At 62.9% G+C, this 24,143-nt stretch carries 19 protein-coding genes; 11 read left to right on the forward strand and 8 right to left on the reverse strand.

What is annotated here, in order from left to right; all coding sequences use genetic code 11:
• Window positions 1–44 precede the first annotated feature (44 nt).
• Window positions 45–1,010 carry a GGDEF domain-containing protein gene (locus tag K8U54_RS11720; RefSeq protein WP_249910269.1) on the forward strand — a complete coding sequence of 322 codons (966 nt, stop codon included), beginning with the start codon at window positions 45–47 and terminating at the stop codon, window positions 1,008–1,010.
• Between the two features lie 420 nt (window positions 1,011–1,430).
• Window positions 1,431–2,810 (forward strand): OprD family porin, encoded by a 1,380-nt coding sequence (locus K8U54_RS11725; protein WP_249910270.1) that lies wholly within the window; start codon window positions 1,431–1,433, stop codon window positions 2,808–2,810.
• A 100-nt stretch (window positions 2,811–2,910) separates the two neighbouring features.
• Here K8U54_RS11725 and aguA read toward each other — a convergent pair whose 3' ends face one another.
• The 5 genes from aguA to K8U54_RS11750 all read right to left on the reverse strand — a co-directional run bounded on the left by aguA (window position 2,911) and on the right by K8U54_RS11750 (window position 8,330).
• Complete coding sequence (gene aguA / locus K8U54_RS11730) at window positions 2,911–4,017, reverse strand: agmatine deiminase (protein WP_249910271.1); 1,107 nt, start codon at window positions 4,015–4,017, stop codon at window positions 2,911–2,913.
• Window positions 4,018–4,041: 24 nt separating this feature from the next.
• A complete protein-coding gene (gene aguB / locus K8U54_RS11735) occupies window positions 4,042–4,920 on the reverse strand; it encodes an N-carbamoylputrescine amidase (protein ID WP_249910272.1) in 879 nt (292 codons plus the stop codon).
• Between the two features lie 235 nt (window positions 4,921–5,155).
• Window positions 5,156–5,779 (reverse strand): TetR/AcrR family transcriptional regulator, encoded by a 624-nt coding sequence (locus K8U54_RS11740; RefSeq protein ID WP_249910273.1) that lies wholly within the window; start codon window positions 5,777–5,779, stop codon window positions 5,156–5,158.
• Complete coding sequence (locus K8U54_RS11745; protein WP_249910274.1) at window positions 5,780–6,841, reverse strand: polyamine ABC transporter substrate-binding protein; 1,062 nt, start codon at window positions 6,839–6,841, stop codon at window positions 5,780–5,782.
• A 109-nt stretch (window positions 6,842–6,950) separates the two neighbouring features.
• Window positions 6,951–8,330 carry a glutamine synthetase family protein gene (locus K8U54_RS11750; protein ID WP_249910275.1) on the reverse strand — a complete coding sequence of 460 codons (1,380 nt, stop codon included), beginning with the start codon at window positions 8,328–8,330 and terminating at the stop codon, window positions 6,951–6,953.
• An 822-nt stretch (window positions 8,331–9,152) separates the two neighbouring features.
• On the opposite strand from K8U54_RS11750, the gene K8U54_RS11755 reads away from it, so the two are divergent.
• From K8U54_RS11755 to K8U54_RS11785, 7 genes are all read left to right on the forward strand, one after another.
• The gene (locus tag K8U54_RS11755; RefSeq protein ID WP_070885911.1) at window positions 9,153–10,511 is read left to right on the forward strand and encodes a glutamine synthetase family protein; all 1,359 of its coding nucleotides are present in this window, start codon (window positions 9,153–9,155) and stop codon (window positions 10,509–10,511) included.
• A gap of 55 nt (window positions 10,512–10,566) precedes the next feature.
• Window positions 10,567–11,934, forward strand: a complete 1,368-nt coding sequence (locus K8U54_RS11760; protein WP_249910276.1) for an aspartate aminotransferase family protein — start codon at window positions 10,567–10,569, stop codon at window positions 11,932–11,934.
• A gap of 166 nt (window positions 11,935–12,100) precedes the next feature.
• Complete coding sequence (locus K8U54_RS11765) at window positions 12,101–13,201, forward strand: polyamine ABC transporter substrate-binding protein (RefSeq protein WP_139159484.1); 1,101 nt, start codon at window positions 12,101–12,103, stop codon at window positions 13,199–13,201.
• A 149-nt stretch (window positions 13,202–13,350) separates the two neighbouring features.
• Window positions 13,351–14,445 carry a polyamine ABC transporter substrate-binding protein gene (locus tag K8U54_RS11770; protein ID WP_249910277.1) on the forward strand — a complete coding sequence of 365 codons (1,095 nt, stop codon included), beginning with the start codon at window positions 13,351–13,353 and terminating at the stop codon, window positions 14,443–14,445.
• A 57-nt stretch (window positions 14,446–14,502) separates the two neighbouring features.
• Window positions 14,503–15,657 carry a polyamine ABC transporter ATP-binding protein gene (gene potA, locus K8U54_RS11775; protein WP_249910278.1) on the forward strand — a complete coding sequence of 385 codons (1,155 nt, stop codon included), beginning with the start codon at window positions 14,503–14,505 and terminating at the stop codon, window positions 15,655–15,657.
• Window positions 15,658–15,680: 23 nt separating this feature from the next.
• A complete protein-coding gene (locus K8U54_RS11780; RefSeq protein ID WP_249910438.1) occupies window positions 15,681–16,562 on the forward strand; it encodes an ABC transporter permease subunit in 882 nt (293 codons plus the stop codon).
• A gap of 82 nt (window positions 16,563–16,644) precedes the next feature.
• Window positions 16,645–17,520, forward strand: coding sequence for an ABC transporter permease subunit (locus tag K8U54_RS11785; protein ID WP_249910279.1), 876 nt, complete (start codon window positions 16,645–16,647; stop codon window positions 17,518–17,520).
• Between the two features lie 471 nt (window positions 17,521–17,991).
• On the opposite strand, the gene K8U54_RS11790 is transcribed toward K8U54_RS11785, so the two are convergent.
• From K8U54_RS11790 to K8U54_RS11800, 3 genes are all read right to left on the reverse strand, one after another.
• On the reverse strand, window positions 17,992–19,965 hold the full coding sequence (locus tag K8U54_RS11790; RefSeq protein WP_249910280.1) for a BCCT family transporter: 1,974 nt from the start codon (window positions 19,963–19,965) through the stop codon (window positions 17,992–17,994).
• A 221-nt stretch (window positions 19,966–20,186) separates the two neighbouring features.
• Complete coding sequence (locus tag K8U54_RS11795) at window positions 20,187–21,677, reverse strand: YifB family Mg chelatase-like AAA ATPase (protein ID WP_249910281.1); 1,491 nt, start codon at window positions 21,675–21,677, stop codon at window positions 20,187–20,189.
• Window positions 21,678–21,710: 33 nt separating this feature from the next.
• The gene (locus tag K8U54_RS11800) at window positions 21,711–21,983 is read right to left on the reverse strand and encodes an accessory factor UbiK family protein (RefSeq protein ID WP_070885918.1); all 273 of its coding nucleotides are present in this window, start codon (window positions 21,981–21,983) and stop codon (window positions 21,711–21,713) included.
• A 390-nt stretch (window positions 21,984–22,373) separates the two neighbouring features.
• On the opposite strand from K8U54_RS11800, the gene glnK reads away from it, so the two are divergent.
• Window positions 22,374–22,712 carry a P-II family nitrogen regulator gene (glnK, locus tag K8U54_RS11805; RefSeq protein WP_003096476.1) on the forward strand — a complete coding sequence of 113 codons (339 nt, stop codon included), beginning with the start codon at window positions 22,374–22,376 and terminating at the stop codon, window positions 22,710–22,712.
• A gap of 40 nt (window positions 22,713–22,752) precedes the next feature.
• Complete coding sequence (locus K8U54_RS11810; protein WP_070885919.1) at window positions 22,753–24,069, forward strand: ammonium transporter; 1,317 nt, start codon at window positions 22,753–22,755, stop codon at window positions 24,067–24,069.
• Window positions 24,070–24,143 lie beyond the last annotated feature (74 nt).

A 24,143-nucleotide genomic window follows, 5' to 3' on the forward strand; every position in this document is an offset into this window, starting at 1 on the left:
GCGACCTTCACCGCAATCAAAAGGCCAATGTTCTGGATCGGTATATGGATGAACTCGCAGCTATCGACCTGGAGGAGCTGACCCTGGCGTTGCTGCACAGCCGTGCCGAGGGCACTCGGCTGCGCGAGCGCGAGCAGCTGTTCAGTACCCTGCTGGGCAGTGTGAACGCCGTACTCTGGGCGTTCGACTGGGAGGCCCAGCAGATCATCTACGTCAGCCCGGCCTACGAGCTGGTTTTCGGCCGTTCGGCCGGCTTGCTGCTGGCCGACTACGGTGAATGGCGCAACAGTATCTATCCGGATGATCTGGAGTACGCTGCCGAGAGCATGGCCAAGGTACTGGAGACCGGCGCCGTGGAGGCCCGGGAGTATCGGATCATCCGCGCCGATGGCGAAATCCGCTGGCTCAGTGACAAGTGCTTTATCGGCCGGCAGAGCGAGACCCATGCCTCGCCGATCATCTTCGGTATCGCCGAGGACATTACCGAGAAGAAGCAGCTAGAAGGCGAGCTGCATCGCTTGGCGACCACCGACGTGCTGACCCAGAGCAGCAACCGGCGGCACTTCTTCGAATGCGCCCAGAGTGAGTTCGAGCTGGCGCGCACCCATGGGCAGCCGCTGGCTTTTCTGCTCCTGGACCTGGACGATTTCAAGCACATCAATGACACCTACGGCCATCAGGTGGGCGACCAGGTGCTGCAGCAACTGGCCAATTGCGCCAGCTCGGTGCTGCGCCGAGGTGATCTGTTCGGGCGAATCGGTGGTGAGGAATTCGCGGCGCTGTTCCCGGGATGCGAGCCGGAACTGGCCTCGCAGATCGCCCAGCGCCTGCAACGGGAAATTCAACGCCTGTCGTTCAGCCATGAAGGCACGGCTTTCGGTATCACCGTCAGCCAGGGCCTGACGTCCCTGCGCAGCGGCGACCCTGGGCTCGATGTGCTCTACGCACGTGCCGATGCGGCCATGTATCAGGCCAAGCGCCAGGGCAAGAATCAGATCGTCACCAGCTGACTTGGCGGAAAATCGCCTTGTTCCCCCTGCTGTTCGGCGGATAATCGCTCATTTTAGTCGATGAGCGACTGCCACTTCCTGTCATTTTGCCAGTAACATATTGAAATGTTGGCTGTTATGCGACTTTGGTCGCCCATGGCACGTAATCTGCTGTGCTAAATTCACAGCAACGGCCTTGGGCCGACAATAATAATGCCGAGAATCTGACGATGCCCTTTGCCTGTCGCTGCAGCAGCCAGACCAACCTGTTTCATCTTTACCCTTGAGTTTTCGTAGTGCCGTGCCCGTAGCTGTGGCGCCTTCCGGCTGCCTGCTGCCCCACGGCGCTACCCGAATTCGGCTGGCTGCACGCCTAGAACGCGGCACCTTCCAGACCGATGTGCACCACCAATAAAAGAACAGAACACTGGAGAGATCACGATGAAAAAAGCTTCCCTGGCGCTGGCCGTAGCCGCCGGCACTCTGGGTCTGACCCTGGGCAACGTTGCCAACGCTGCCTTTATCGAAGACAGCACGGCCAAGCTGGATCTGCGTAACTTCTATTTCGACAACGACAACCGTGAAAGCCAGGGTGATGTGGGTGTTGCCAACGCTCACAATGGCCAGGTGCGTGAGTGGGGCCAGGCGTTCCAGCTGAACCTGCAGTCGGGCTTTACCGAAGGCACCGTGGGCGTGGGCGTCGATGCCCTCGGCCTGCTGGGCGTGCGTCTGGACGGTGGCGGCCGCGCGGGCAAAGTCGGGCAAGATCGTAATCCGAGTGCTCTGTTCCCCCTGGAAAGCGATGGCAGCGCTCGTGACGAGTTCAGCAGCCTGGGCCTGACCGGCAAGATCCGTTTCTCCAAGACCGTTGCCCATGTTGGTACCCTGCAGCCGAAACTGCCGGTGGTGACCTTCAACGATGGTCGTCTGATCCCGCAGACCTTCGAAGGCGCGCAGATCACCTCCAACGAGATCGACAACCTGACCCTGATTGCCGGTCAGCTGGAGCACGCCAAGGGCCGTACCTCCAGTAACGCCGACTCGCTGGCTATCGCTGGCGCCGGTGCAGGTGCCGACAGCAACAAGTTCTACTACGGCGGCGCTGACTACAAGATCAACAAGGATCTGCTGGTTCAGTACTACTACGGCAACCTGGATGACTTCTACAAGCAGCACTTCCTGGGTCTGACCCATACCCTGGCGCTGGGCGCTGGCTCGCTGAAATCCGACCTGCGCTATTTCGACACCAACTCCGACGGCAAGAATGGCAGTGCCGCTGGTCGTGCTGAGGGCTACCTGGGTTCGGGTTACTACGGCCGCAATGCCGCTGGTACCGGCATCACTACCGGTGAAGTCGACAACCGTACCTGGAGCGCGTTCTTCACCTACAGCCTGGAAGGTCACGCGCTGAGCGCCGGTTACCAGCAGGTTTCCGGTGACAGCAACTTCATCCAGCTGAACCAGGGCTCGATCCCAGGCCAGGGTGGCTCTACCACCTACCTGATCACCGACCGTCAGATCAGCAACTTCGGCCGTGCCGGCGAGCGTACCTGGATCACCCAGTACGGCTACGACTTCGGCAAGATCGGCGTGCCGGGCCTGACCGCCAACGTGTTGTACATGAAAGGTGACAACATCAAGTCGGCAAGGGGCGATCTGAAAGAGTGGGAACGCGACCTGACCATCAGCTACGTGGTACAGGAAGGCGCTGCCAAGGGGCTGGGCTTCGCTTGGCGTAACGCTTCGCTGCGTTCGGAAGTTGCCAACGCCGACGCCGACCAGAACCGCCTGATCGTCAGCTACAGCATCCCCCTGCTCTAAGCTGTCCTGATGGGCCGCGCCACGCGGCGGCCCGTTCAAATGCAAAAGCCCGGACTGGTTCCGGGCTTTTGTTTTTCTGCAGGTCTGCAGGGCGCTGCGGTCAGCGGGCGGTGGCCACCGGCTGCTGCTGGGTGATGCAGTGAATATTGCCGCCGCCGAGCAGGATTTCCCGGCCCGGCACCATCACCACGCGATGCTCCGGGAACAGGCGATCGAGAATGGCCTTGGCCTCCTGGTCCTTGGGATCGTCGAAGCTGGGCGCGACGATGCCGCCGTTGACGATCAGGAAGTTCACGTAGGAGCCGGCCAGCCGTACCTGCGGGCTACGCTCCTGGCTGCCGAGCACGCGGTCGACACCGGCGCATTCTTCCTCGGTGGCATGCAGCGGGCCCGGAATCGGCATCTTGTGTACGGTCAGCTTGCGGCCCTTGGCGTCGCGGGCTTTTTCCAGTACGCCCATGGCGTCCTGGCATCGGCTGTAGTTGGGGTCTTGCGGATCGTCGGTCCAGGCCAGCAGCACTTCACCCGGGCGCACGTAGCAGCAGAAGTTGTCGACGTGGCCGTCGGTCTCGTCGTTGTACAGGCCATGGGGCAGCCAGATCACGGTGTCGATGGCCAGGTGATCGGCCAGCACGGCTTCGATCTGCTCGCGGCTCAGGTGCGGGTTGCGGTTGTGATTGAGCAGGCACTCTTCGGTGGTGATCAGGGTGCCTTCGCCGTCGACGTGGATCGAGCCGCCCTCGAGCACGAAACCCTCGGTGCGATAACGGTCGCAGCTTTCGATGTTGAGGATCTTGCTGGCCACCTGATCGTCGCGCAGCCACGGGAAGTACAGGCCACCTTCGAAACCGCCCCAGGCGTTGAAGCCCCAGTCCACGCCGCGCAGTTCGCCCTGGGCATTGGTCACGAAGGTCGGGCCGGTGTCGCGCACCCAGGCATCGTCGGTGGTCATTTCGACGACCCGGATGCGCTCGTGCTGCAGGTGCGCACAGGCATTCTCGTACTGGGCGGCCGAGGCGCAGACGGTCACGGTTTCGAACTCGGCGATCGCCCTGGCAACCGCCGTGAAGGCGTGCTGCGCAGGCTTGCCGCCCAGGCGCCAGTTGTCCGGGCGCTCCGGCCATACCATCCAGGTCTGGCTGTGGGGCTCCCATTCGGCCGGCATGCGAAAGCCGTCGGCGCGAGGGGTCGAGGTCAGCGTGGTCATGGCGTGCTCCGTTGGTCTGTGGGTTCAGGAGGCAGGTGTGCCATCCAGGGTTGTCAGTGGCGTATACAGGTCGGGGCGGCGATCCCGGAATGTGCCCCAGGCGCTGCGCACCTGCTCCAGCTTGGCGAGATCGAAACTGTGCACCCGTACGCCGGCCTCGCTCTCGCCGAGTTCTTCGACCTTCTCGCCGAACTGGTTGGCGATGAAGGATGAGCCATGGAAGCTGATGGCGTAGCCGTCCTGCTGTTCCACGCCGATGCGGTTGCTGGCAACCAGCGGTACCAGGTTGGCGCCCGCGTGGCCCTGTTGCACCCGTTGCCAATGGTCGCGCGCAAGGATGCTGGCGTCATCGAGCTCGCTGCCGATGGCGGTCGGGTAGAGCAGCACCTCGGCACCCTGCAGGACCATGGTACGGGCACATTCGGGAAACCACTGATCCCAGCAGATACCGACACCGATTCGGGCGTAGCGGGTATCCCATACCTTGAAGCCGGTATCGCCCGGTTCGAAGCAGTACCGCTCGTGGTAGCCGGGGCCATCAGGAGTATGGCTCTGGCGATAGCTGCCAAGGTTGCTGCCGTCGGCATCGATCACCGCCACGCTGTTGAAGCGCGCCGGCCCGGCCAGTTCGTAGAAGCTGATCGGCAGAACCACCTGCAGTTCCCTGGCCAGTGCCTGGAAATGCCTGATGGCTGGGTTGTCAGCCACCCGCGTGGCCAGTTGCAGGGAGTCCGGGTTGGGTTTCTGACAGAAATACGGCGTCTCGAACAATGCTTGCAGCAGGATGATCTGCGCACCCATGGCGGCCGCTTCGCGCACGTGCTTTTCGGCATTGGCGATGTTCGTTGCGGTATCCGTGACGCAAGCCATTTGCGTGGCCGCCACGGTGACGGTACGAGACATGAGCAGCCTCCAGGCAATGGATCAGAGCGCCAATATCGGCAGCGCTATCGATTCAAGCGGGCGAGGACAAGAATGTCCACTTCAGGGTGATCTTATAGTCGATATATATCGATTTTAAAATCGATTTGATCGTCGTAAGACCCGTTAAATAGCGAAATTTACCGATAAATATTTGTAATAGATGGATCTTTTCGGCGTGATGACTCCAATAGCCGTGTCACCGCTACGACGCCCGTCATGGTGCCGCGCGTTTGCGCAGGAAGGGTGGCAGGTACAGTCCCAGATAGGCTTCGAACACCCGCAAGCCTTCCTCGGCGTAGCGTGGCGTGATTTCACCGTGCTGCTGAATCGAGCGGGCGTAGACGCGGTCACCCAGCTCCATGGCCAGGGCAAATACATCGATGTCGTCCGGCAGGGCCGGCAGCTCGAAATAGTGGTCGAACAGCGCGCGGTTCTGCTGGCTGAGTTCGATATCGTGCTGGCGGTCGGCCTGGGCCACCTCGGCGAGGCCATGCTGGGCGAGGATCAATTGCCGGGCTGCGGCATCACCGGCATAGATGCTCAGCATGCGCTGTTCGATGAGGCGGGCAAGGTCGCGCCAGCTGTGCAGCCCCTCGGCATCGATGGGCTCCTGCAGGCAGGCGCGAAAGGCGCGGTGTACATCGGCGGTAAGCGCCTGCAGCAGCGCGGGCACGCTGGAAAAGAAGTGGTAGATCGACGAGGGTGCGATAGCTGCGCGTTCGGCCACGGTGTAGATCGACAGTGCCGCCACGCCCTGCTCGGCGAGGAGGGTGCGGGCTGCACCGAGAATCTGTTCGATACGGGCCTGGCTGCTGGCCCGGGGTTTTCGGTTGGTCAATCAGGCGCCCTCACGAAAGCGCTGCCAGGCCGCTTCGCGAACCTCGGCCTGTTTGGCGGGCAGGGTTTCCAGCATATGCAGGCGGCGTTTCAGTTCGGCGTCGGGATAGAGGGCGGGTTCGCTGCTCAGGCTGTCGTCGAGAAACTGTCTGGCGTCGGCATTGCCACTGGGGTACAGCGTCTCGCTGGTGATCTGGGCCGCCACCTCGGGTTGCATCAGGTAGTCGATGAAGCGATGGGCCAGGTCCGCGCGGGCTGCGCTGCTGGGAATCACCAGGTTGTCGATGAACAGCGCCGAGCCCTCGTCGGGGATCACGAACGCCACCGGCTGGCCCTTTCTGGCGGCGCTCAGGGCGTCACCCACCCAGGCGAGCGCCATGCACAGGCGGCCATTGTCGAGGTCGTCGATATAGCGCTCGCTGTCCACATAGCGCAGGTTCGGTCGCACCTGCAACAGCAACTCGCCCGCGCGCTTGATCCGCGCCGGGGCGGCGCGTGCCAGGCTGCGCCCCTGGTAGTTGAACAGCACCGACAGCACCTCCGCCGGCGCATCCAGGGAGCTGATGCCGCAACTCGCCAGGCGTGCGCTCTGGGCCGGGTCGAAGAACAGGCTCCAGCTGTGCGGCAGTGGCCCGCCGTAGGCCGCTTCCGCCTTGGGCCGGTTGATCGCCAGACCGACCGCACCCCACAGGTACGGAATGGCGTGACGGTTACCGGCATCGACGGCGGCGAGCTTTTTCAGCAGGTCCTGATCCAGGTGCGCGCGATTGCTCAGTTGCGGCAAGTTTAGGGGTTGCAGTTTGCCGTCGCTGATCAGCTGCGGCAGCGTATTGTGCGAGACCACCGCGATGTCGATGGGCTCGCCGGTAGCCATCACCGCGTCGAGCTCTTCGGCCGTGCTGAAGGTGTGGTAGTCGACCCTGATCCCGGTTTTCTTCTGGAAGCGCTCCAGCACCTCGGGGGCGATGTAGTCATTCCAGTTGTAGACCCGGATGCTGTCGCTGGCTGCAGTCATTGCAGATGCCGGGGCGAGGGCTAGCAGAAGGGCGAGACGTCGGATCATGGCGGTCATCCTGATAGCAATGGTGACGATGGGGGCACGCCAGGCACAGCGTGCCGGGTCAGGCAGCCTCGCCTGTGAAAACGCCGGCTGGTGCCGGCGTTTCAGGGGGTTACACGGTGTGCAGGTACCAGTTGTACTCGAGGTCGGAGATGGTCGTCTCGAACTCCTGCAGTTCGGCTTCCTTGCAGGCGACGAAGATGTCGATGTAGTCCGGGCTGATGTACTTGTTGAGTACCTCGCTGTCGTCCAGCTCGCGCAGGGCATCGCGCAGGTTGTTCGGCAGGCTCTGCTCGAGCTGCTCGTAGGAGTTGCCCTCGATTGGCTCGCCCGGATCCAGCTTGTTGGTCAGGCCGTGGTGAATGCCGGCGAGGATAGCCGCCATCATCAGGTACGGGTTGGCATCGGCACCGGCCACCCGGTGCTCGATGCGGATCGCGTCGCTGCTGCCGGTCGGCACGCGTACCGCCACGGTGCGGTTGTCCAGGCCCCAGCTCGGCGCGTTCGGCACGTAGAACTGCGCCCCGAAACGCCGGTAGGAGTTGACGTTGGGGCACAGGAAGGCCATCGACGCCGGCATGGTGTCGAGGATCCCGGCGATGGCATGGCGCAGCGGTGCGTGCTGCTCCGGATCGTCGGTGGCGAAGATGTTCTGCCCGGTCTTCTTGTCGAGCAGCGAGATGTGCACGTGCAGACCGTTGCCCGCCTGGCCCGGATAGGGCTTGGCCATGAAGGTGGAATCCATCTCGTGGTCGTAGGCGATGTTCTTGATCAGGCGCTTGAGCAGCAGCGCGTGGTCGCAGGCCTTGAGCGCATCCTTGGTGTGGTGCAGGTTGACCTCGAACTGCGCCGGCGCACTTTCCTTGACGATGGCGTCGGCCGGCAGCGCCTGTTCCTTGGCGGCTTCGAGCATGTCCTGCAGGCAGTCGACGTACTCGTCGAGGTCGTCGATCAGGTAGACCTGGGTGGAGTGCGGGCGCTTGCCGGAAATCGGCGAGCGCGGCGGTTGCGGACGGCCATTCACGTTCTCCTGGTCGATCAGGTAGAACTCCAGTTCGAAAGCCGCACAGATGGTCAGGCCGAGTTCGTCGAACTTCTGTACCACCTGACGCAATACCTCTCGTGGGTCGGCAAAGAAGGGGCTGCCGTCCAGTTCGTGCATGGTCATCAGCAATTGCGCGGTGGGGCGCTTCTGCCAGGGTTCCTTGCACAGGGTATCGGGGATGGGGAAGCAGATACGGTCGGCGTCGCCGATGTCCAGGCCCAGGCCTGTGCTCTCGACGGTGGCGCCATTGATGTCCAGGGCGAATAGCGAAGCCGGCAGGTTGATGCCTTTTTCGTACACCTTGTGGAGGCTGGCACGTTCGATGCGCTTGCCGCGCACGACGCCATTCATATCTGCAATCAGAAGGTCGACGAACTGAACCTCAGGATGTTCCTTGAGGAACGCGTTCGCTTCATTGAGCTGAACGGCACGCGGGGGTACCGACATGATGCAACACCTATGTTGTTAAAAATATCAATCAATTGCTGACACACCGCGAGTCAATCCCAAACGCCAGATGCTGTCAAGGCAGCCTGATGCTGCCCCAAACGGGGGCGTGATGGCCATTTTTAGGGCGTTTCAGGGCATTTCTGCGAAAAAGCGCTGCACCGTTTTAGGCTTCTATTGCCAGCTTTCGTGAGTCGACATGAACCGGTTGTGTAAAAAAACGAACAAGATTAAGCTCGGTGAAACCCCAGATAATCCAACAATACGGGTGTTGCATGAGCTGCGTGTCGCTGTCCGGCGTCATTGCCAGTCCCACAGGGTTCGCGGCGTTGCCGGCTATGGCGGAGGCCGGACCCGCTTTGCGCGCGGTGACCCCGCATCGCTTCCCTCGGCGTTTCGTCGCTGCCACGCCAGTGGGCCGATTCGCTCGAAAATCTGCACACTCCGTCAGTATCCTCCTGTCCTGCGTGTCTATGCTGTGCTGTCGAGCGGGGCGGCTTCGTGTATCTGTTCCCTACCCGCGTGCCGACGCGATTGACCGCGGTTGGCGATGCCCGGCAGGGACGGCGCGCGCTTTGCAATGGCATCTGCCGCTGTCGAGCGCAACAAAGGTCGGTTACAGTCGTGGGCGATGTGGTGAGACGCCGCTTCGTGCGGGCAGGCGCCGGCTCTTGCGCCTGGAGGAACGGTCAGACGGCTGTCCGCCATGACGTCAACACCCTGGATTATCCCGTGCGCTGGCGGCTGCATCCAGGCCCGCCGCCAGATTCGGGGCATGTCGAGCCGGCCGAGGATGCCGGTTTCAAAAAACCTGAGGTCTCTATGAGCACCAAACTGGACCAGCTCTCCAGCTGGTTGAAAGAACGCAAGATCACCGAAGTCGAATGTCTGGTCAGCGACCTGACGGGGATTGCCCGGGGCAAGATCTCGCCGACCAACAAATTCCTCGACGAAAAGGGTATGCGCCTGCCCGAGAGCGTATTGCTGCAGACCGTCACCGGCGACTACGTCGAAGACGATGTGTATTACGACCTGCTCGACCCGGCCGATATCGACATGTTCTGCCGGCCGGACGAGAACGCCGTGTTCATCGTGCCCTGGGCCATCGAGCCGACCGCCCAGGTGATCCACGACACCTACGACAAGCAGGGCAATCCCATCGAGCTGTCGCCGCGCAACATCCTCAAGAAAGTGCTGCGCCTCTATACCGACAAGGGTTGGCAGCCGATCGTGGCGCCGGAGATGGAGTTCTACCTGACTAAGCGCAACAGCGACCCTGACTTCCCGCTGGTGGCGCCGATGGGCCGCTCGGGGCGCCCGGAAACCGGCCGGCAGAGCTTCTCGATCGACGCGGCCAACGAATTCGATCCGTTGTTCGAAGACATGTACGACTGGTGCGAGCTGCAGGGCCTGGATCTGGACACCCTGATCCACGAGGAAGGCCCGGCGCAGATGGAGATCAACTTCCGGCACGGCGAGGCCCTGCACCTGGCCGACCAGATCCTGGTGTTCAAGCGCACCATGCGCGAAGCGGCGCTCAAGCACGACGTGGCGGCGACCTTCATGGCCAAGCCGATCACCGATGAGCCGGGCAGCGCCATGCACCTGCACCAGAGCATCATCGACCTGAAGACCGGCAAGAACATCTTCTCCAACGAAGACGGTTCGATGAGCCAGCTGTTCATGCACCACATCGGCGGCCTGCAGAAATACATCCCCGAAGTGCTGCCGCTGTTCGCCCCCAACGTCAACTCGTTCCGCCGCTTCCTGCCCGATACCTCGGCGCCGGTGAACGTCGAATGGGGCGAGGAGAACCGTACCGTCGGCCTGCGCGTGCCGGATGCCACGCCGCAGAACCGTCGGGTGGAAAACCGCCTGGCCGGCGCCGACGCCAACCCCTACCTGGCCCTGGCGGCCAGCCTGCTGTGCGGCTACATCGGCATGGTCGAAGGAATCGAGCCGAGCGCACCGGTGGTGGGCCGTGGCTACGAGCGCCGCAACCTGCGCCTGCCGCTGACCCTGGAGGCGGCGCTGGAGCGCATGGAAACCTGCCAGGTCGTCGAACAGTACCTGGGCCACAAGTTCGTCAGCGGCTATGTGGCGGTCAAACGTGCCGAGCACGAGAACTTCAAGCGGGTGATCAGTTCCTGGGAACGCGAGTTCCTGCTGCTCTCGGTCTGATCCAGCCGGGGCTGGCGCGCGATCCGCACGGCCCTGCATTCATAAAGAGGTGAACATGACGGCAAACAATGCGAAGACCCAGCAGTGGCAGGCCATGAGCCGTGATCACCACCTGGCGCCCTTCAGTGACTTCAAGCAACTGGCCGAAAAAGGCCCGCGCATCATCACCCGCGGTGAGGGTGTGCACCTGTGGGACAGCGAAGGCAACAAGATTCTCGATGGCATGGCCGGGCTCTGGTGCCTGGCCGTAGGCTACGGTCGTGAGGAACTGGTCGAGGCGGCCAGCAAGCAGATGCGCGAGCTGCCCTTCTACAACACCTTCTTCCAGACCGCGCACCCGCCGGTGCTGGAGCTGGCCAAGGCGCTCGCCGAGGTGACGCCGGCCGGTATGAACCACGTGTTCTTCACCGGCTCGGGCTCGGAAGGCAACGACACCATGCTGCGCATGGTCCGCCACTACTGGGCGCTCAAGGGCAAACCGGCGAAGAAGGTGGTGATCGCCCGCGAGAACGGCTATCACGGCTCCACCGTCGCTGGCGCCAGCCTGGGCGGCATGAAGGGCATGCACGAGCAGGGCGACCTGCCGATTCCGGGCATCGTGCACATCGCCCAGCCGTACTGGTTCGGCGAGGGCGGCGACATGAGCCCGGAAGCCTTCGGTATCTGGGCCGCCGACGAGCTGGAGAAGAAGATTCTCGAGGTCGGCGAAGACAACGTCGCGGCCTTCCTGGCCGAGCCCATCCAGGGCGCCGGTGGGGTGATCATCCCTCCGGACAGCTATTGGCCGCGGGTGCGCGAGATTCTCGCCAAGTACGACATCCTCTTCGTCGCCGACGAGGTGATCTGCGGTTTCGGCCGTACCGGTGAGTGGTTTGGCAGCGATTACTACGGCAACACGCCGGACATGATGACCATCGCCAAGGGCCTGACCTCCGGCTACGTGCCGATGGGTGGCCTGGTGGTGCGTGACGAGATCGTCCAGGTGCTCAACGAGGGTGGCGATTTCAACCACGGCTTCACCTATTCCGGGCATCCGGTGGCGGCGGCGGTGGCGCTGGAGAACATTCGAATTCTGCGCGAAGAAAAGATCATCGAGCGGGTCAGAGAAGAAACGGCACCGTATTTGCAGAAGCGACTGCGCGAGCTGGCCGATCATCCATTGGTCGGCGAGGTGCGCGGCGTGGGCATGCTGGGCGCCATCGAACTGGTGAAGGACAAGGCGACCCGCGGGCGTTATCCGAGCGACAAGGCGGTGGGCATGATCTGCCGCGGGCACTGTTTCGAGAACGGTCTGATCATGCGCGCCGTGGGCGACACCATGATCATTTCGCCGCCGCTGGTGATCAGCAAGAGCGAGATCGACGAGCTGGTGGAAAAGGCCCGTAAATGCCTGGATCTCACCGCCCGTGCTTTACTGGCCTGACGGCCGTCGTGCGCTTTCGCACGCAGCGACAGTCGGGTGTAATCAATTGCCTGTGAGGGCTTGAGCGATGGGGCTGTTATCGCCAGACTTGCCGGCCAAAAAAACGGGCCCAGCCGCGAAGAACGGCGGCCCGGTTAATCGACATCACATAAGGGAGCTGAACCGCATGATCAAGACTTTCGGCAAGACTCTGCTGGCGGTGACGCTGGCCGGCGCCGTGGCCGGTATGGCGCAGGCAGATGGCAAGGTATTGAACGTCTACAACTGGTCGGACTACATCGCCGCGGATACCGTGGCCAAGTTCACCAAGGAGACCGGTATCAAGGTCACCTACGACGTCTTCGACTCCAACGAAACCCTGGAAGCCAAGTTGTTCGCTGGCAAGTCCGGCTACGACATCGTGGTGCCGTCCAACAACTTCCTGGCCAAGCATATCAAGGCCAAGGTCTATCAGCCGCTGGACAAGTCCAAGCTGCCGAACTGGGAGAACCTGGACAAGAACCTGCTGAAAACCGTCGAGGTCAGCGACCCGGGCAACCAGTACGCCTTCCCGTACATGTGGGGCTCGATCGGCATCGGCTTCAACCCGGAGAAGGTCAAGGCCGCGCTTGGCGACAACGCGCCGGTGGATTCCTGGGACCTGCTGTTCAAGCCCGAGAACATCGAGAAGCTGAAGGCCTGTGGCGTGTCGTTCCTCGACTCGCCGACCGAGATCCTGCCGATCGCCCTGCAGTATCTGGGTTACGACCCAACCAGCACCGATCCGAAGCAGCTCAAGGAAGCCGAGGCGCTGTTCCTGAAGATCCGCCCGTCGGTCACCTACTTCCACTCGTCCAAGTACATCTCCGATCTGGCCAACGGCAACCTCTGCGTGGCCGTGGGTTACTCGGGTGACGTCTACCAGGCCAAGGCCCGTGCCGAAGAGGCCGGTGGCAAGGTCAAGGTGTCCTACAACATTCCGAAGGAAGGCGCCGGTACCTTCTTCGACATGGTGGCCATCCCCGCCGATGCGGAAAACGTCGAGTCGGCCTATGCCTTCATGAACTTCCTGATGAAGCCGGAAATCATGGCCGAGATCACCAACGAAGTGCACTTCCCCAACGGCAACGCGAAAGCCACGCCGCTGGTCGACGAAGCCATTCGCAACGACCCGGGCGTGTACCCGACCCAGGAAACCATGGGCAAGCTGTACGCCTTCCCGGATCTGCCGCCGGCCGCCCAGCGCGCCATGACCCGCAGCTGGACGAAGATCAAGTCCGGCCGCTGATGCCGATAACCGCGGTGCCTGGCGCCGCGGTCTGCGCTCATGGGCAAGGGGCGGATCGCCGCCCGTCGAGTGCCGCGCCGCTGTCGTGGCGCTCCCCCGAATCGCGATACGTCACCTGCGGGTGATGAGCCACAAGAAGAGGACGACCTGTGCATTTTCCCCTGGGCAAGATCCTGACAACGACCGCGCTTTCGGTTGGCCTGGCAACCCTGGCACATGCCGACGGTACCGTGCATATCTACAACTGGAGCGACTATATCGGCGAGGACACCCTGGCCGCGTTCCAGAAAGACACGGGCATCAAACCGGTCTACGACGTCTTCGACTCCAACGAAACCCTGGAAGGCAAACTGCTCGCTGGCCGTAGCGGCTACGACGTGGTGGTGCCGTCCAATCATTTTCTCGGCAAGCAGATCAAGGCGGGCGCATTCCAGAAGCTCGACCGGAGCAAACTGCCGAACTGGAACAACCTCGACCCGGCGCTGCTCAAGCAGCTGGAAACCAACGACCCGGGCAATCAGTACGCCGTACCGTACCTCTGGGGTACCAACGGCATCGGCTACAACGTCGCCAAGGTCAAGGAAGTGCTGGGTGTCGACAAGATCGACTCCTGGGCTGTGCTGTTCGAAGCGCAGAACATGAAGAAGCTCGCCAGTTGCGGCGTGTCCTTCATGGATTCGGCGGACGAGATGATCCCCTCGGTGCTCAACTACCTGGGCCTGGATCCCAACAGCCAGAGCGCCGATGACTACGCCAAGGCCGAAGCCAAGCTGATGGAAGTGCGCCCCTACGTGAGCTACTTCCACTCCTCGAAATACATCTCGGACCTGGCCAACGGCAACATCTGCGTGGCGTTCGGCTACTCCGGCGATGTCCTGCAGGCATCCGACCGTGCCGCGGAGGCTGGAAAGGGCGTCGAAATCGCCTATGCGATTCCCAAGGAAGGCGCCAACCTGTGGTTCGACATGCTCGCCATCCCCAAGGATGCCAGCAACGTCGAGCAGGCCCATGCCTTCATAAACTACCTTCTCGATCCACAGGTGATCGCCGGGGTCAGTGACTATGTCGGCTATGCCAACCCCAACCTCAAGGCGGGCGAGCTGATGGACCAGGACATTCGCCAGGACGAGTCGGTGTACCCACCCCAGGCCGTGCTGGACAAGTTGTACGTGATGGCCGAACTGCCGCCCAAGGCGCAGCGCCTGATGACGCGAAGCTGGACGAAGATCAAGTCCGGAAGATGATGAACCCTTTAGCGCCCGGCCCTCGCCGGGCGCCATTTTTACTGCGGGAGTTTGGTAATGGCAGTTGCTTCCAGTACCTATAAGAAGGTCATCGAGGGCAGCCAGCAACCCAAAGAGGTGCTGGTCAAGATCGAGCGCGTAACCAAGAAGTTCGACGAAACCGTCGCGGTCGACGATGTCTCGCTGACCATCAACAAGGGCGAGATCTTCGCCCTGCTCGGGGGCTCCGGCTCGGGCAAGTCGACCCTGCTGCGCATGCTCGCCGGGTTCGAACGACCCACCGAGGGGCGTATCTACCTCGACGGCCAGGACATTACCGAACTGCCGCCCTACGATCGACCGATCAACATGATGTTCCAGTCCTACGCGCTGTTCCCGCACATGAGCGTGGCGGACAATATCGCCTTCGGCCTCAAGCAGGACAGGATGTCCAAGGCCGAGATCGACGAGCGCGTGGCCGAGATGCTCAAGCTGGTGCACATGACCCAGTACGCCAAGCGCAAGCCGCACCAGCTCTCCGGCGGCCAGCGCCAGCGCGTGGCCCTGGCCCGCTCCCTGGCCAAGCGGCCCAAGCTGCTGCTGCTCGACGAACCCATGGGCGCCCTGGACAAGAAGCTGCGTTCGCAGATGCAGCTCGAATTGGTGGAGATCATCGAGCGCGTGGGCGTGACCTGCGTGATGGTCACCCACGACCAGGAAGAGGCCATGACCATGGCCCAGCGCATCGCCATCATGCACCTGGGCTGGATCGCCCAGATCGGCAGCCCGATCGACGTCTACGAGACGCCGGCTAGCCGCCTGGTCTGCGAGTTCATCGGCAACGTCAACCTGTTCGACGGGCAGATCGTCCACGACGATACCGACCACGCGGTGATCGACTGCCCGCAGCTGGACAAGCCCATCTACATCGGTCACGGCATCAGCACCCGCGCCCAGGAGACCCAGGTCACCTACGCCCTGCGCCCGGAAAAGCTGTTGATGGCCACCCAGTTGCCGGCCGATCACGAGCACCCGGACTACAACTGGAGCCACGGCATCGTGCACGACATCGCCTACCTGGGCGGCCACTCGGTGTACTACGTCAAGCTGACTTCCGGGCAGATCGTCCAGTGTTTCATCGCCAACGCCGAGCGTCGTGGCAAGCGGCCGACCTGGGATGAGCCCGTGGTGGTGTTCTGGGAAGACGACAGCGGCGTGGTATTGCAATCATGAAGATGAGCAGCCTGACCAAGCGTATGCCTAACGGCCGACACCTGGTGATCGGCATTCCGTTCATCTGGCTGTTCCTGTTCTTCCTGCTGCCCTTCGTGATCGTGCTGAAGATCAGCTTCGCCGAAGCCGACGTGGCTATCCCGCCGTACACGCAAATCTACACCTGGGTGGACAATACCCTGCAGGTGGTACTGAACCTGGGCAACTACATCTTCCTTACCGAAGACGAGTTGTACCTGGCTGCCTACCTGGGTTCGCTGAAGATCGCCTTTTTCAGCACCCTGGCCTGTCTGCTGATCGGCTACCCGATGGCCTATGCCATCGCCCGGGCCAGGAAGGAAACCCAGACGGTCCTGCTGCTGCTGGTGATGATGCCGACCTGGACCGCGATCCTGATCCGCGTCTACGCCTGGATGGGCATTCTCAGCAACAACGGCCTGCTCAACGGCTTCCTGCAGAGCATCGGCCTGATCGACGCACCGCTGCAGATCCTCAACACCAACACCGCGGTGTACATCGGTATCGTCTACTCGTACCTGCCCTTCATGATCCTGCCGCTGTTCGCCAACCTGGTGAAGCACGACCAGAGCCTGCTCGAAGCGGCCTCGGACCTGGGATCGAGCAACTTCAACAGCTTCTGGAAGATCACCGTGCCGCTGTCCAGGAACGGCATCATCGCCGGCTGCATGCTGGTGTTCATCCCGGTGGTCGGCGAGTTCGTGATCCCCGAGCTGCTCGGCGGACCGGAAACCCTGATGATCGGCAAGGTGCTGTGGCAGGAGTTCTTCAACAACCGCGACTGGCCGGTGGCTTCCGCGCTGGCGGTGGTGATGCTGGCGATCCTGTTGGTGCCGATCATTCTGTTCAACCGTAACCAAGCTAAAGAGCTGGAGGGACGCGTATGACTCTGCATAGCACGCGTCAAGGATCATTCTGTTCAACCGGCTCTTCACCCACAGGCCGGGCCAAAGAGCTGGAGGGCCGGGTATGAAGCATTTCCGTTTCTCCACGCTGATGCTGTGGGTCGGCCTGTTGTTCATCTACCTGCCGATGGTCATTCTGGTGATCTACTCGTTCAACGAGTCGCGCCTGGTAACGGTGTGGGGCGGCTGGTCGACCAAGTGGTACTGGAGCCTGCTCGACGACCGCCAGTTGATGGGCGCCGTATGGCGCTCTCTGGAGATTGCCCTCTATACGGCGATTGCCGCGGTGGCGCTGGGTACGCTGGCGGCCTTCGTGCTGACCCGCATCAGCCGCTTCAAGGGCCGCACCCTGTTCGGCGGCCTGGTCACTGCGCCGCTGGTGATGCCGGAGGTGATCACCGGTCTGTCGCTGCTGCTGCTGTTCGTAGCCATGGCGCAACTGATTGGCTGGCCGGCAGAGCGTGGCATGATGACCATCTGGATCGCCCACACCACCTTCTGTTCGGCCTATGTGGCCGTGGTGGTGTCGGCACGCCTGCGCGAGCTGGATCTGTCCATCGAGGAAGCCGCCATGGACCTCGGCGCGCGGCCGTGGAAGGTGTTCTTCCTGATCACCATCCCGATGATCGCGCCCTCGTTGATGGCGGGCGGCATGATGTCCTTCGCGCTGTCGCTCGATGACCTGGTGCTGGCCAGTTTCGTGTCCGGCCCTGGCGCCACCACGCTGCCCATGGAGGTGTTCTCCAAGGTGCGCCTGGGCGTGACGCCGGCAATCAACGCCATCGCCAGCCTGATCCTGCTGGCGGTGTCGCTGGCCACCTTCCTGGTGTGGTTCTTCACCCACCGCGCCGAGGAACGCCGTCGCAAGGCGATCCAGCAGGTCATGGAAGAAAGCCAGAACGCCATCGGTAGCCGCCCGGAGGCCAAGCCGGCGCACTGAATCAGCTGAGCTGCAAGACGATGCCCGCCACTGCGCAAGCAGGGCGGGCATTTTCATTTCCGGCAGTGGCTGGCGATGATTGCACCATCCGCCAGAGTCTGTTCACCAGCGTTTTGGGCGACATTAGAAAGACTGCAACAAGGCAAGAGCAGCCGTTCGCTGGTCCATTGTGGGAGCGGGCCATGCGCGCGAAAAATCGCGGGCATGGACTGGGCGTCCCCGCCCGCTCCCACAGCTACTGCGCCGATGACTACTTCCGTCTTTTTGCAGGCACAACGCTGAAAGTCGGGCCGAAAGGTCATGAGCAGGCCATCAGGGAGGCTGGTGACGCGGGCTGGAAGCGCTTGCCACGCAGTCATCAAGCTGCACCCGGCAATCAGTCAGCGCGGGTTGCCCTGCCGAGGCAAGGAGAAGGTAGAAATGAAAACGCCCGGGCTATCACGGCCCGGGCGTTCTGGTTACTGCAGAGGCTTAGCGCGTCAGGTGCAGGAAGTGCATATGGCGCTCGTACTGGTCGAGGATGTCGCCGATCACCTCCTCACGGTTCCAGCCCATCACGTCGTAATCCTGGCCGCCTTCGTTGAGGTGCACCTCGGCGCGGAAGTACTTGCGCTCCTCGTTGGAGTCATCGCGGGTGTCACGCAGGGCGAAGCTTGGCTGGATCAGGGCGCGGGGGCGTACCTGATACTGGAAGTCCGCTTCGGCGCCATGGCTGACCGACAGCGTGACACGACCGTCGTCGCCGCTTTCGACCTGGGCTTCACGGCCCTGCTTGCGCATTTCCTCGGCCACCTGCTGGCAGGCAGGCAGCACCGTTTCGGCGATGAAGCGGTTGACGTGGGAGCGGCGCGGCAGCATCACCATGCTGCGCAGGCGGCGTTGCCAGCCGCCAGGGCTCGAGGCGCCACGGGGGCTGAGGGCAACCTGATCGCGCAGGTTGCGTTTGGCCGCATCGATCTGCAGGGCGCGCAGCAGGCCCCACATCGAGGCCATCAGGGCGATCACGAAGGGCAGGGCGCTGGCGATGGTGGCCGTCTGCAGCGCCTTGAGGCCGTCGGCCAGCAGCAGCGAAGCGGCCACCACGGCCATCAGCGCGGCCCAGAAGATACGCTGCCACACCGGTGTCTGGTCGTGGCCGCCGGAGGCCAGCATGTCCACCACCATGGCCCCGGAGTCCGCCGAGGTGACGAAGAACACCACGATCATCAGCACCGCGATCTGCGAGAGGATCATCGACAGTGGGAAGTGTTCGAGGAACGCGAACAGCGCCAGGGAGCTGTCCTGGTTCACCGCTTCGGCCAGGTCGGTAATCCCGTCGACGAGAATCATGTGAATCGCGGTGTCGCCGAACACCGTCATCCACAGCAGGGTGAAGCCGGCCGGCACCACCAGCACGCCGCTGATGAACTGGCGGATGGTGCGGCCACGGGAAATCCGTGCGATGAACAGGCCCACGAACGGCGACCAGGACAGCCACCAGCCCCAGTAGAACAGGGTCCAGCCACCGATCCAGTCAGTCGGCTCGTAGGCATACAGGTTGAAGGTCTTGCTGACGATCTCCGACAGGTAGCCGCCGGTGTTCTGCACGAAGGTCTGCATGATGAACACGGTCGGGCCGAGTACCAGCACGATCAGCAGCAGGCCCACGGCGAGCAGCATGTTCAGCTCGGACAGGCGGCGGATGCCCTTGTCCAGGCCGCTGACCACGGAGATGGTCGCCAGCAGCATGGTGAAGATCAGCAGGCCGATCTGCACCGTGGTGGTGGTGGGCAGGCCGTACAGATGGTTCAGGCCGGTGTTGATCTGCAGCACGCCGTAGCCCAGCGAGGTGGCCACGCCGAGCACGGTGCCGATGACCGCGAAGATGTCCACCGCATGGCCGATGGGGCCGTAGATGCGGTCGCCGATCAGCGGGTACAGCGCCGAGCGCAGGGTCAGCGGCAGGTTATGCCGGAACGCGAAATAGGCGAGGATCAAGGCGACGATGGCGTAGATCGCCCAGGCGTGCAGGCCCCAGTGGAAGAAGGTCAGCTTCATCGCTTCCTTCGCCGCGGTGACGGTCTGCGGGTCGCCCACTGGCGGGTCGATGAAGTGCATGACCGGCTCGGCCACGCCAAAGAACATCAGGCCGATGCCCATGCCTGCGCAGAACAGCATGGAGAACCAGGTGGTGTTGTTGTATTCGGGCTCGCTGTGATCCGGGCCGAGCTTGATGTCGCCGAAGCGGCTCATGGCCAGGAACACCACGAACAGCAGGATCAATGCGACGGCAAGGATATAGACCCAGCTGGCATTTTCGATGATCCAGGCCTGGGTGGCGCCGAACACGCTCTGGGCGTTGTCCTTGAATGCCGTGCTGTAGATCACCAGGCAGGCGATCAGGAAGGTCGAGCCGAAGAAAACCGGCGGGTTGAGGGTGGAGCGGGAAGACAGATTTGCCCCCATTGAGCTAGCTCTCCTTGGTCGGAGTCAGTCCATGACGTGCGCATCCTCCACCTCAGCTTAGGCTGGATCGGATGGATGGCAGGATGGAGAAACGACTCGGGTTTTCGGATGGCCGCCAAAAGCGGAAGGCCCGCGATTGTAGCATTACCGATAGTCGGATTCTTGGCCACGCCTGCTATCGATAGGCCATTAGCCGTTTCGTTCAGCTTATTTGCGCAGGCTTACAGGCTGGTGCGGTACTGCAGCGCTTCGGCCAGATGCTGGCGACTGATGCGCTCCTCGGCCTGCAGGTCGGCCAGGGTTCGCGCCACCTTCAGCACGCGGTGCGCCGAGCGCAGTGACAGGGTGAGGCGCTCGCAGGCGTGCTCCAGCCACTGGCGATCGGCGTCGGCCAGGTGACAGTGGGTCCGCAGCCCGGGCAGGTCGAGAAAGGCATTGGCAATGCCCTGGCGCTGCAGCTGGATGTCCCGTGCGGCGGCGACGCGGCTGGCGGCGGCCGCGCTGGTCTCGCCGTTGTCTGGCGGCGCATCGAGCTGGGTGCTCTCGCGGGCCACGGTGATGTGCAGGTCGATGCGGTCGAGCAACGGCCCGGACAGCTTGCCGCGATAGCGCTGGATCTGCTCCGGGCTGCAGCGACAGCGGCCGCTGGGATCGCCGAGAAACCCGCAAGGGCAGGGGTTCATGGCCGCCACCAGCTGGAAGCGGGCAGGGAAGGCGACCTTGTCACGGGCGCGGGCGATCACGATATGGCCACTTTCCAGGGGCTCGCGAAGCACCTCGAGCACGCGGCGGTCGAACTCGGGTAATTCGTCCAGAAACAGGACGCCGTGGTGGGCCAGGGTGATTTCTCCCGGCTGCGGGCGGCTGCCACCGCCCACCAGGGCCGGGCCGGATGCGCTGTGGTGCGGGTGCCTGAAAGGGCGCTGTGGCCAACTCTGCAGCGGCGTGTGGCTGGCCACCGAGCGTATCGCGGCGACCTGCAGGGCCTCCTCTTCGGTGAGCGGCGGCAGCAGGCCGGGCAGGCGGCTGGCCAGGAGCGTCTTGCCGGTTCCCGGCGGCCCGCTCAGCAACAGATTGTGGCCGCCGGCAGCGGCCACCAGCAGGGCACGCTTGGCGGCGATCTGGCCCTGCACTTCGGCAAGGTCCGGGTAGGGCTGGGTATGGCGCAACAGGCCCTCGGCCTGGTAGGGCGCCAGCGGCGTCTGGCCGTTGAGGTGCGCGACCAACTCCAGCAGGTGATCGACCGCCAGAACGCTGAGACCGGTAGCCAGGCTGGCCTCCTCGGCGTTTTCCCTGGGTACCACCAGGGTGCGACCGGCTTGCCGGGCAGCCAGTGCGGCGGGCAGTACGCCCTGAACCGGGCGAATCGCACCGGACAGGGCGAGCTCGCCGAGGCATTCGAGGCTGGTCAGGGATTCGCCGGGTAGCTGGCCGCTGGCGGCAAGGATGCCCAGGGCGATGGCCAGGTCGAAGCGACCGCCGTCCTTGGGCAGATCCGCTGGGGCGAGATTCAGGGTGATACGGCGCGGTGGGAAATCCAGGGCACAGTTGAGGATGGCGCTGCGTACGCGGTCCTTGGATTCCTTGACCGCGGTTTCCGGCAGCCCGACCAGGGCCAGGGAGGGCAGGCCGTTGGCCAGGTGCGCCTCGACGGTCACTGCGGGTGCATCGACGCCGACCTGGGCGCGGCTATGGACGATGGCCAATGACATTGATCACTCCTTGATCGCGTGCCGGCCGAGCCGTTACTCGGCCGGTGCGTGCGGCGTCGTTGCGGTGCGTGCTTCGAGCTCGGCGACCTTGGCTTCCAGGGCTTCGAGGCGCGCGCGGGTGCGGGCCAGTACGACCATCTGGCTGTCGAATTCCTCGCGACTCACCAGATCCAGCTTGCTGAAGCTGCTCTGCAGCAGGGCCTTGAGCTGGCTTTCGATTTCACTGCGGGGCAGCGGGTTGTCACCGCTGAGCAGGCGACTGGCCTGGCTGCTGAGGGCATCGAGCAACGCTTTGGGTGGCAGCATGGGAACCTTCCAGAATGAGTTGGCGGCAGTGTAGCACGGTGGTTTTTCGCCGCCGCTGCGCCGGTGGCGCACCAATGGTGTGCATGGTGTGGTGCGGTTTGGCGCACTTCTGGTGCGAAGGCTTGGGCGTGACACCGATCACAATTGCCTACAGCCCTGTAAGTTCATGAAAAGCGGCGCTTTGCCGGTATTGGCAAGAATTCTGCTTAGAGGCTCATGACCCATGCACTGATGCGGTTCGGTTGTCACGAACGGGCGGGAGGGGTTCGCCGCGAGCAGTTGGTCAGCCCGTCTTGGCAGCCGATGCATACAAAAGCCGGACACTGAGCTTAGACTGGCGCCGGGGTAACAATTCCTGGGGCAAGTCCACCTTACACGGGAGAGAGTTTCATGAAACTAGTCACTGCCATCATCAAGCCGTTCAAGCTGGACGACGTCCGCGAATCGCTGTCGGAAATCGGTGTGCAAGGCATCACCGTCACCGAAGTGAAAGGCTTCGGCCGCCAGAAGGGCCATACCGAGCTGTACCGCGGCGCTGAATATGTCGTCGACTTCCTGCCCAAGGTAAAGATCGACGTCGCCATTGCTGACGATCAGCTGGACCGCGTCATCGAAGCCATCACCAAGGCTGCCAACACCGGCAAGATCGGTGATGGCAAGATTTTCGTCGTAAACCTGGAACAGGCGATCCGCATCCGTACCGGCGAAACCGATACCGACGCGATCTAAAGCTCCGCCCCCACCCCCAAATCGTCCCAGGAGTTAAATCATGACTCTGCGAAAAATCGCAGGGCTTGGAGCCCTTTCGTCCCTGTTTTTCCCAAGCCTGGTCATGGCTCAGGAAAAAACGCTGAATTCCGGTGATACGGCCTGGATGCTGACCGCCACCGCCCTGGTGCTGTTCATGACCATTCCAGGCCTGGCGCTGTTCTACGCCGGCATGGTGCGTTCCAAGAACGTCCTGTCGGTGATGATGCAGTGCTTCGCCATCACCGCGCTGATGAGCCTGCTGTGGTTCGCCTACGGTTACAGCCTGGCGTTCGACACCACCGGGATGGAAGCCGGTGTCACCAACTTCAGCTCCTTCGTGGGCGGCCTGGGCAACATGTTCCTCGGCAACCTGACCAAGGAATCGCTCACCGCGGCCTTCCCGGAAAGCGTATTCATCACCTTCCAGATGACCTTCGCCATCATCACTCCGGCGCTGATCGTCGGTGCCTTCGCCGAGCGCATGAAGTTCTCTGCGATGCTGGTGTTCATGACCGTCTGGTTCACCCTTGTCTACGCGCCGATCGCGCACATGGTCTGGGGCGGCGACGGTGCCCTGATGTGGGACTGGGGCGTGCTCGACTTCGCTGGCGGCACCGTGGTGCACATCAACGCCGGTATCGCTGGCCTGGTGGCGTGCATCGTGCTCGGCAAGCGCAAGGGTTACCCGAGCGTGGCCATGGCGCCGCACAACCTGGGCTACACCCTGATCGGCGCAGCGATGCTGTGGGTCGGCTGGTTCGGCTTCAACGCCGGCTCCGCTGCCGCCGCCGACCAGACCGCTGGCATGGCCATGCTGGTCACCCAGATCGCCACCGCCGCCGCTGCGCTGGGCTGGATGTTCGCCGAGTGGATCACCCACGGCAAACCCAGCGCACTGGGCATCGCCTCGGGCGTGGTCGCCGGCCTGATCGGCATCACCCCGGCGGCCGGTACCGTCGGCCCGATGGGCGCGATGATCATCGGCCTGTCGGCCGGCGTGATCTGCTTCTTCTGCGCCACCAGCCTCAAGCGCAAGCTGGGCTACGACGACTCCCTGGACGTGTTCGGCGTGCACGGCGTGGGCGGCATCGTCGGCGCGCTGCTGACCGGTATCTTCGCTGCACCGGCCCTGGGCGGCTTCGGTGAGGTCGAGAACATCGGCCTGCAACTGTGGATCCAGTTCAAGGGCGTGGCCGTCACCGTGATCTACACCGGTATCGTCACCTTCGTGATCCTCAAGGTCATCGATGCCGTGATGGGCCTGCGGGTCAGCGACGAGGACGAGTCGGTCGGCCTCGACCTGGCTCAGCACAACGAGCGCGGCTACATCCTGTAAGTACCAGCGGCCCGCTTTCTGTGGCGGGCCGACAGCACACGGAGTGCGCCCGGAGCCAACCCGGGCGCCTCGAC

Origin of the sequence: Pseudomonas fulva, assembly GCF_023517795.1 — a bacterium.
In the GTDB taxonomy this organism is placed as follows: domain Bacteria; phylum Pseudomonadota; class Gammaproteobacteria; order Pseudomonadales; family Pseudomonadaceae; genus Aquipseudomonas; species Aquipseudomonas fulva_D.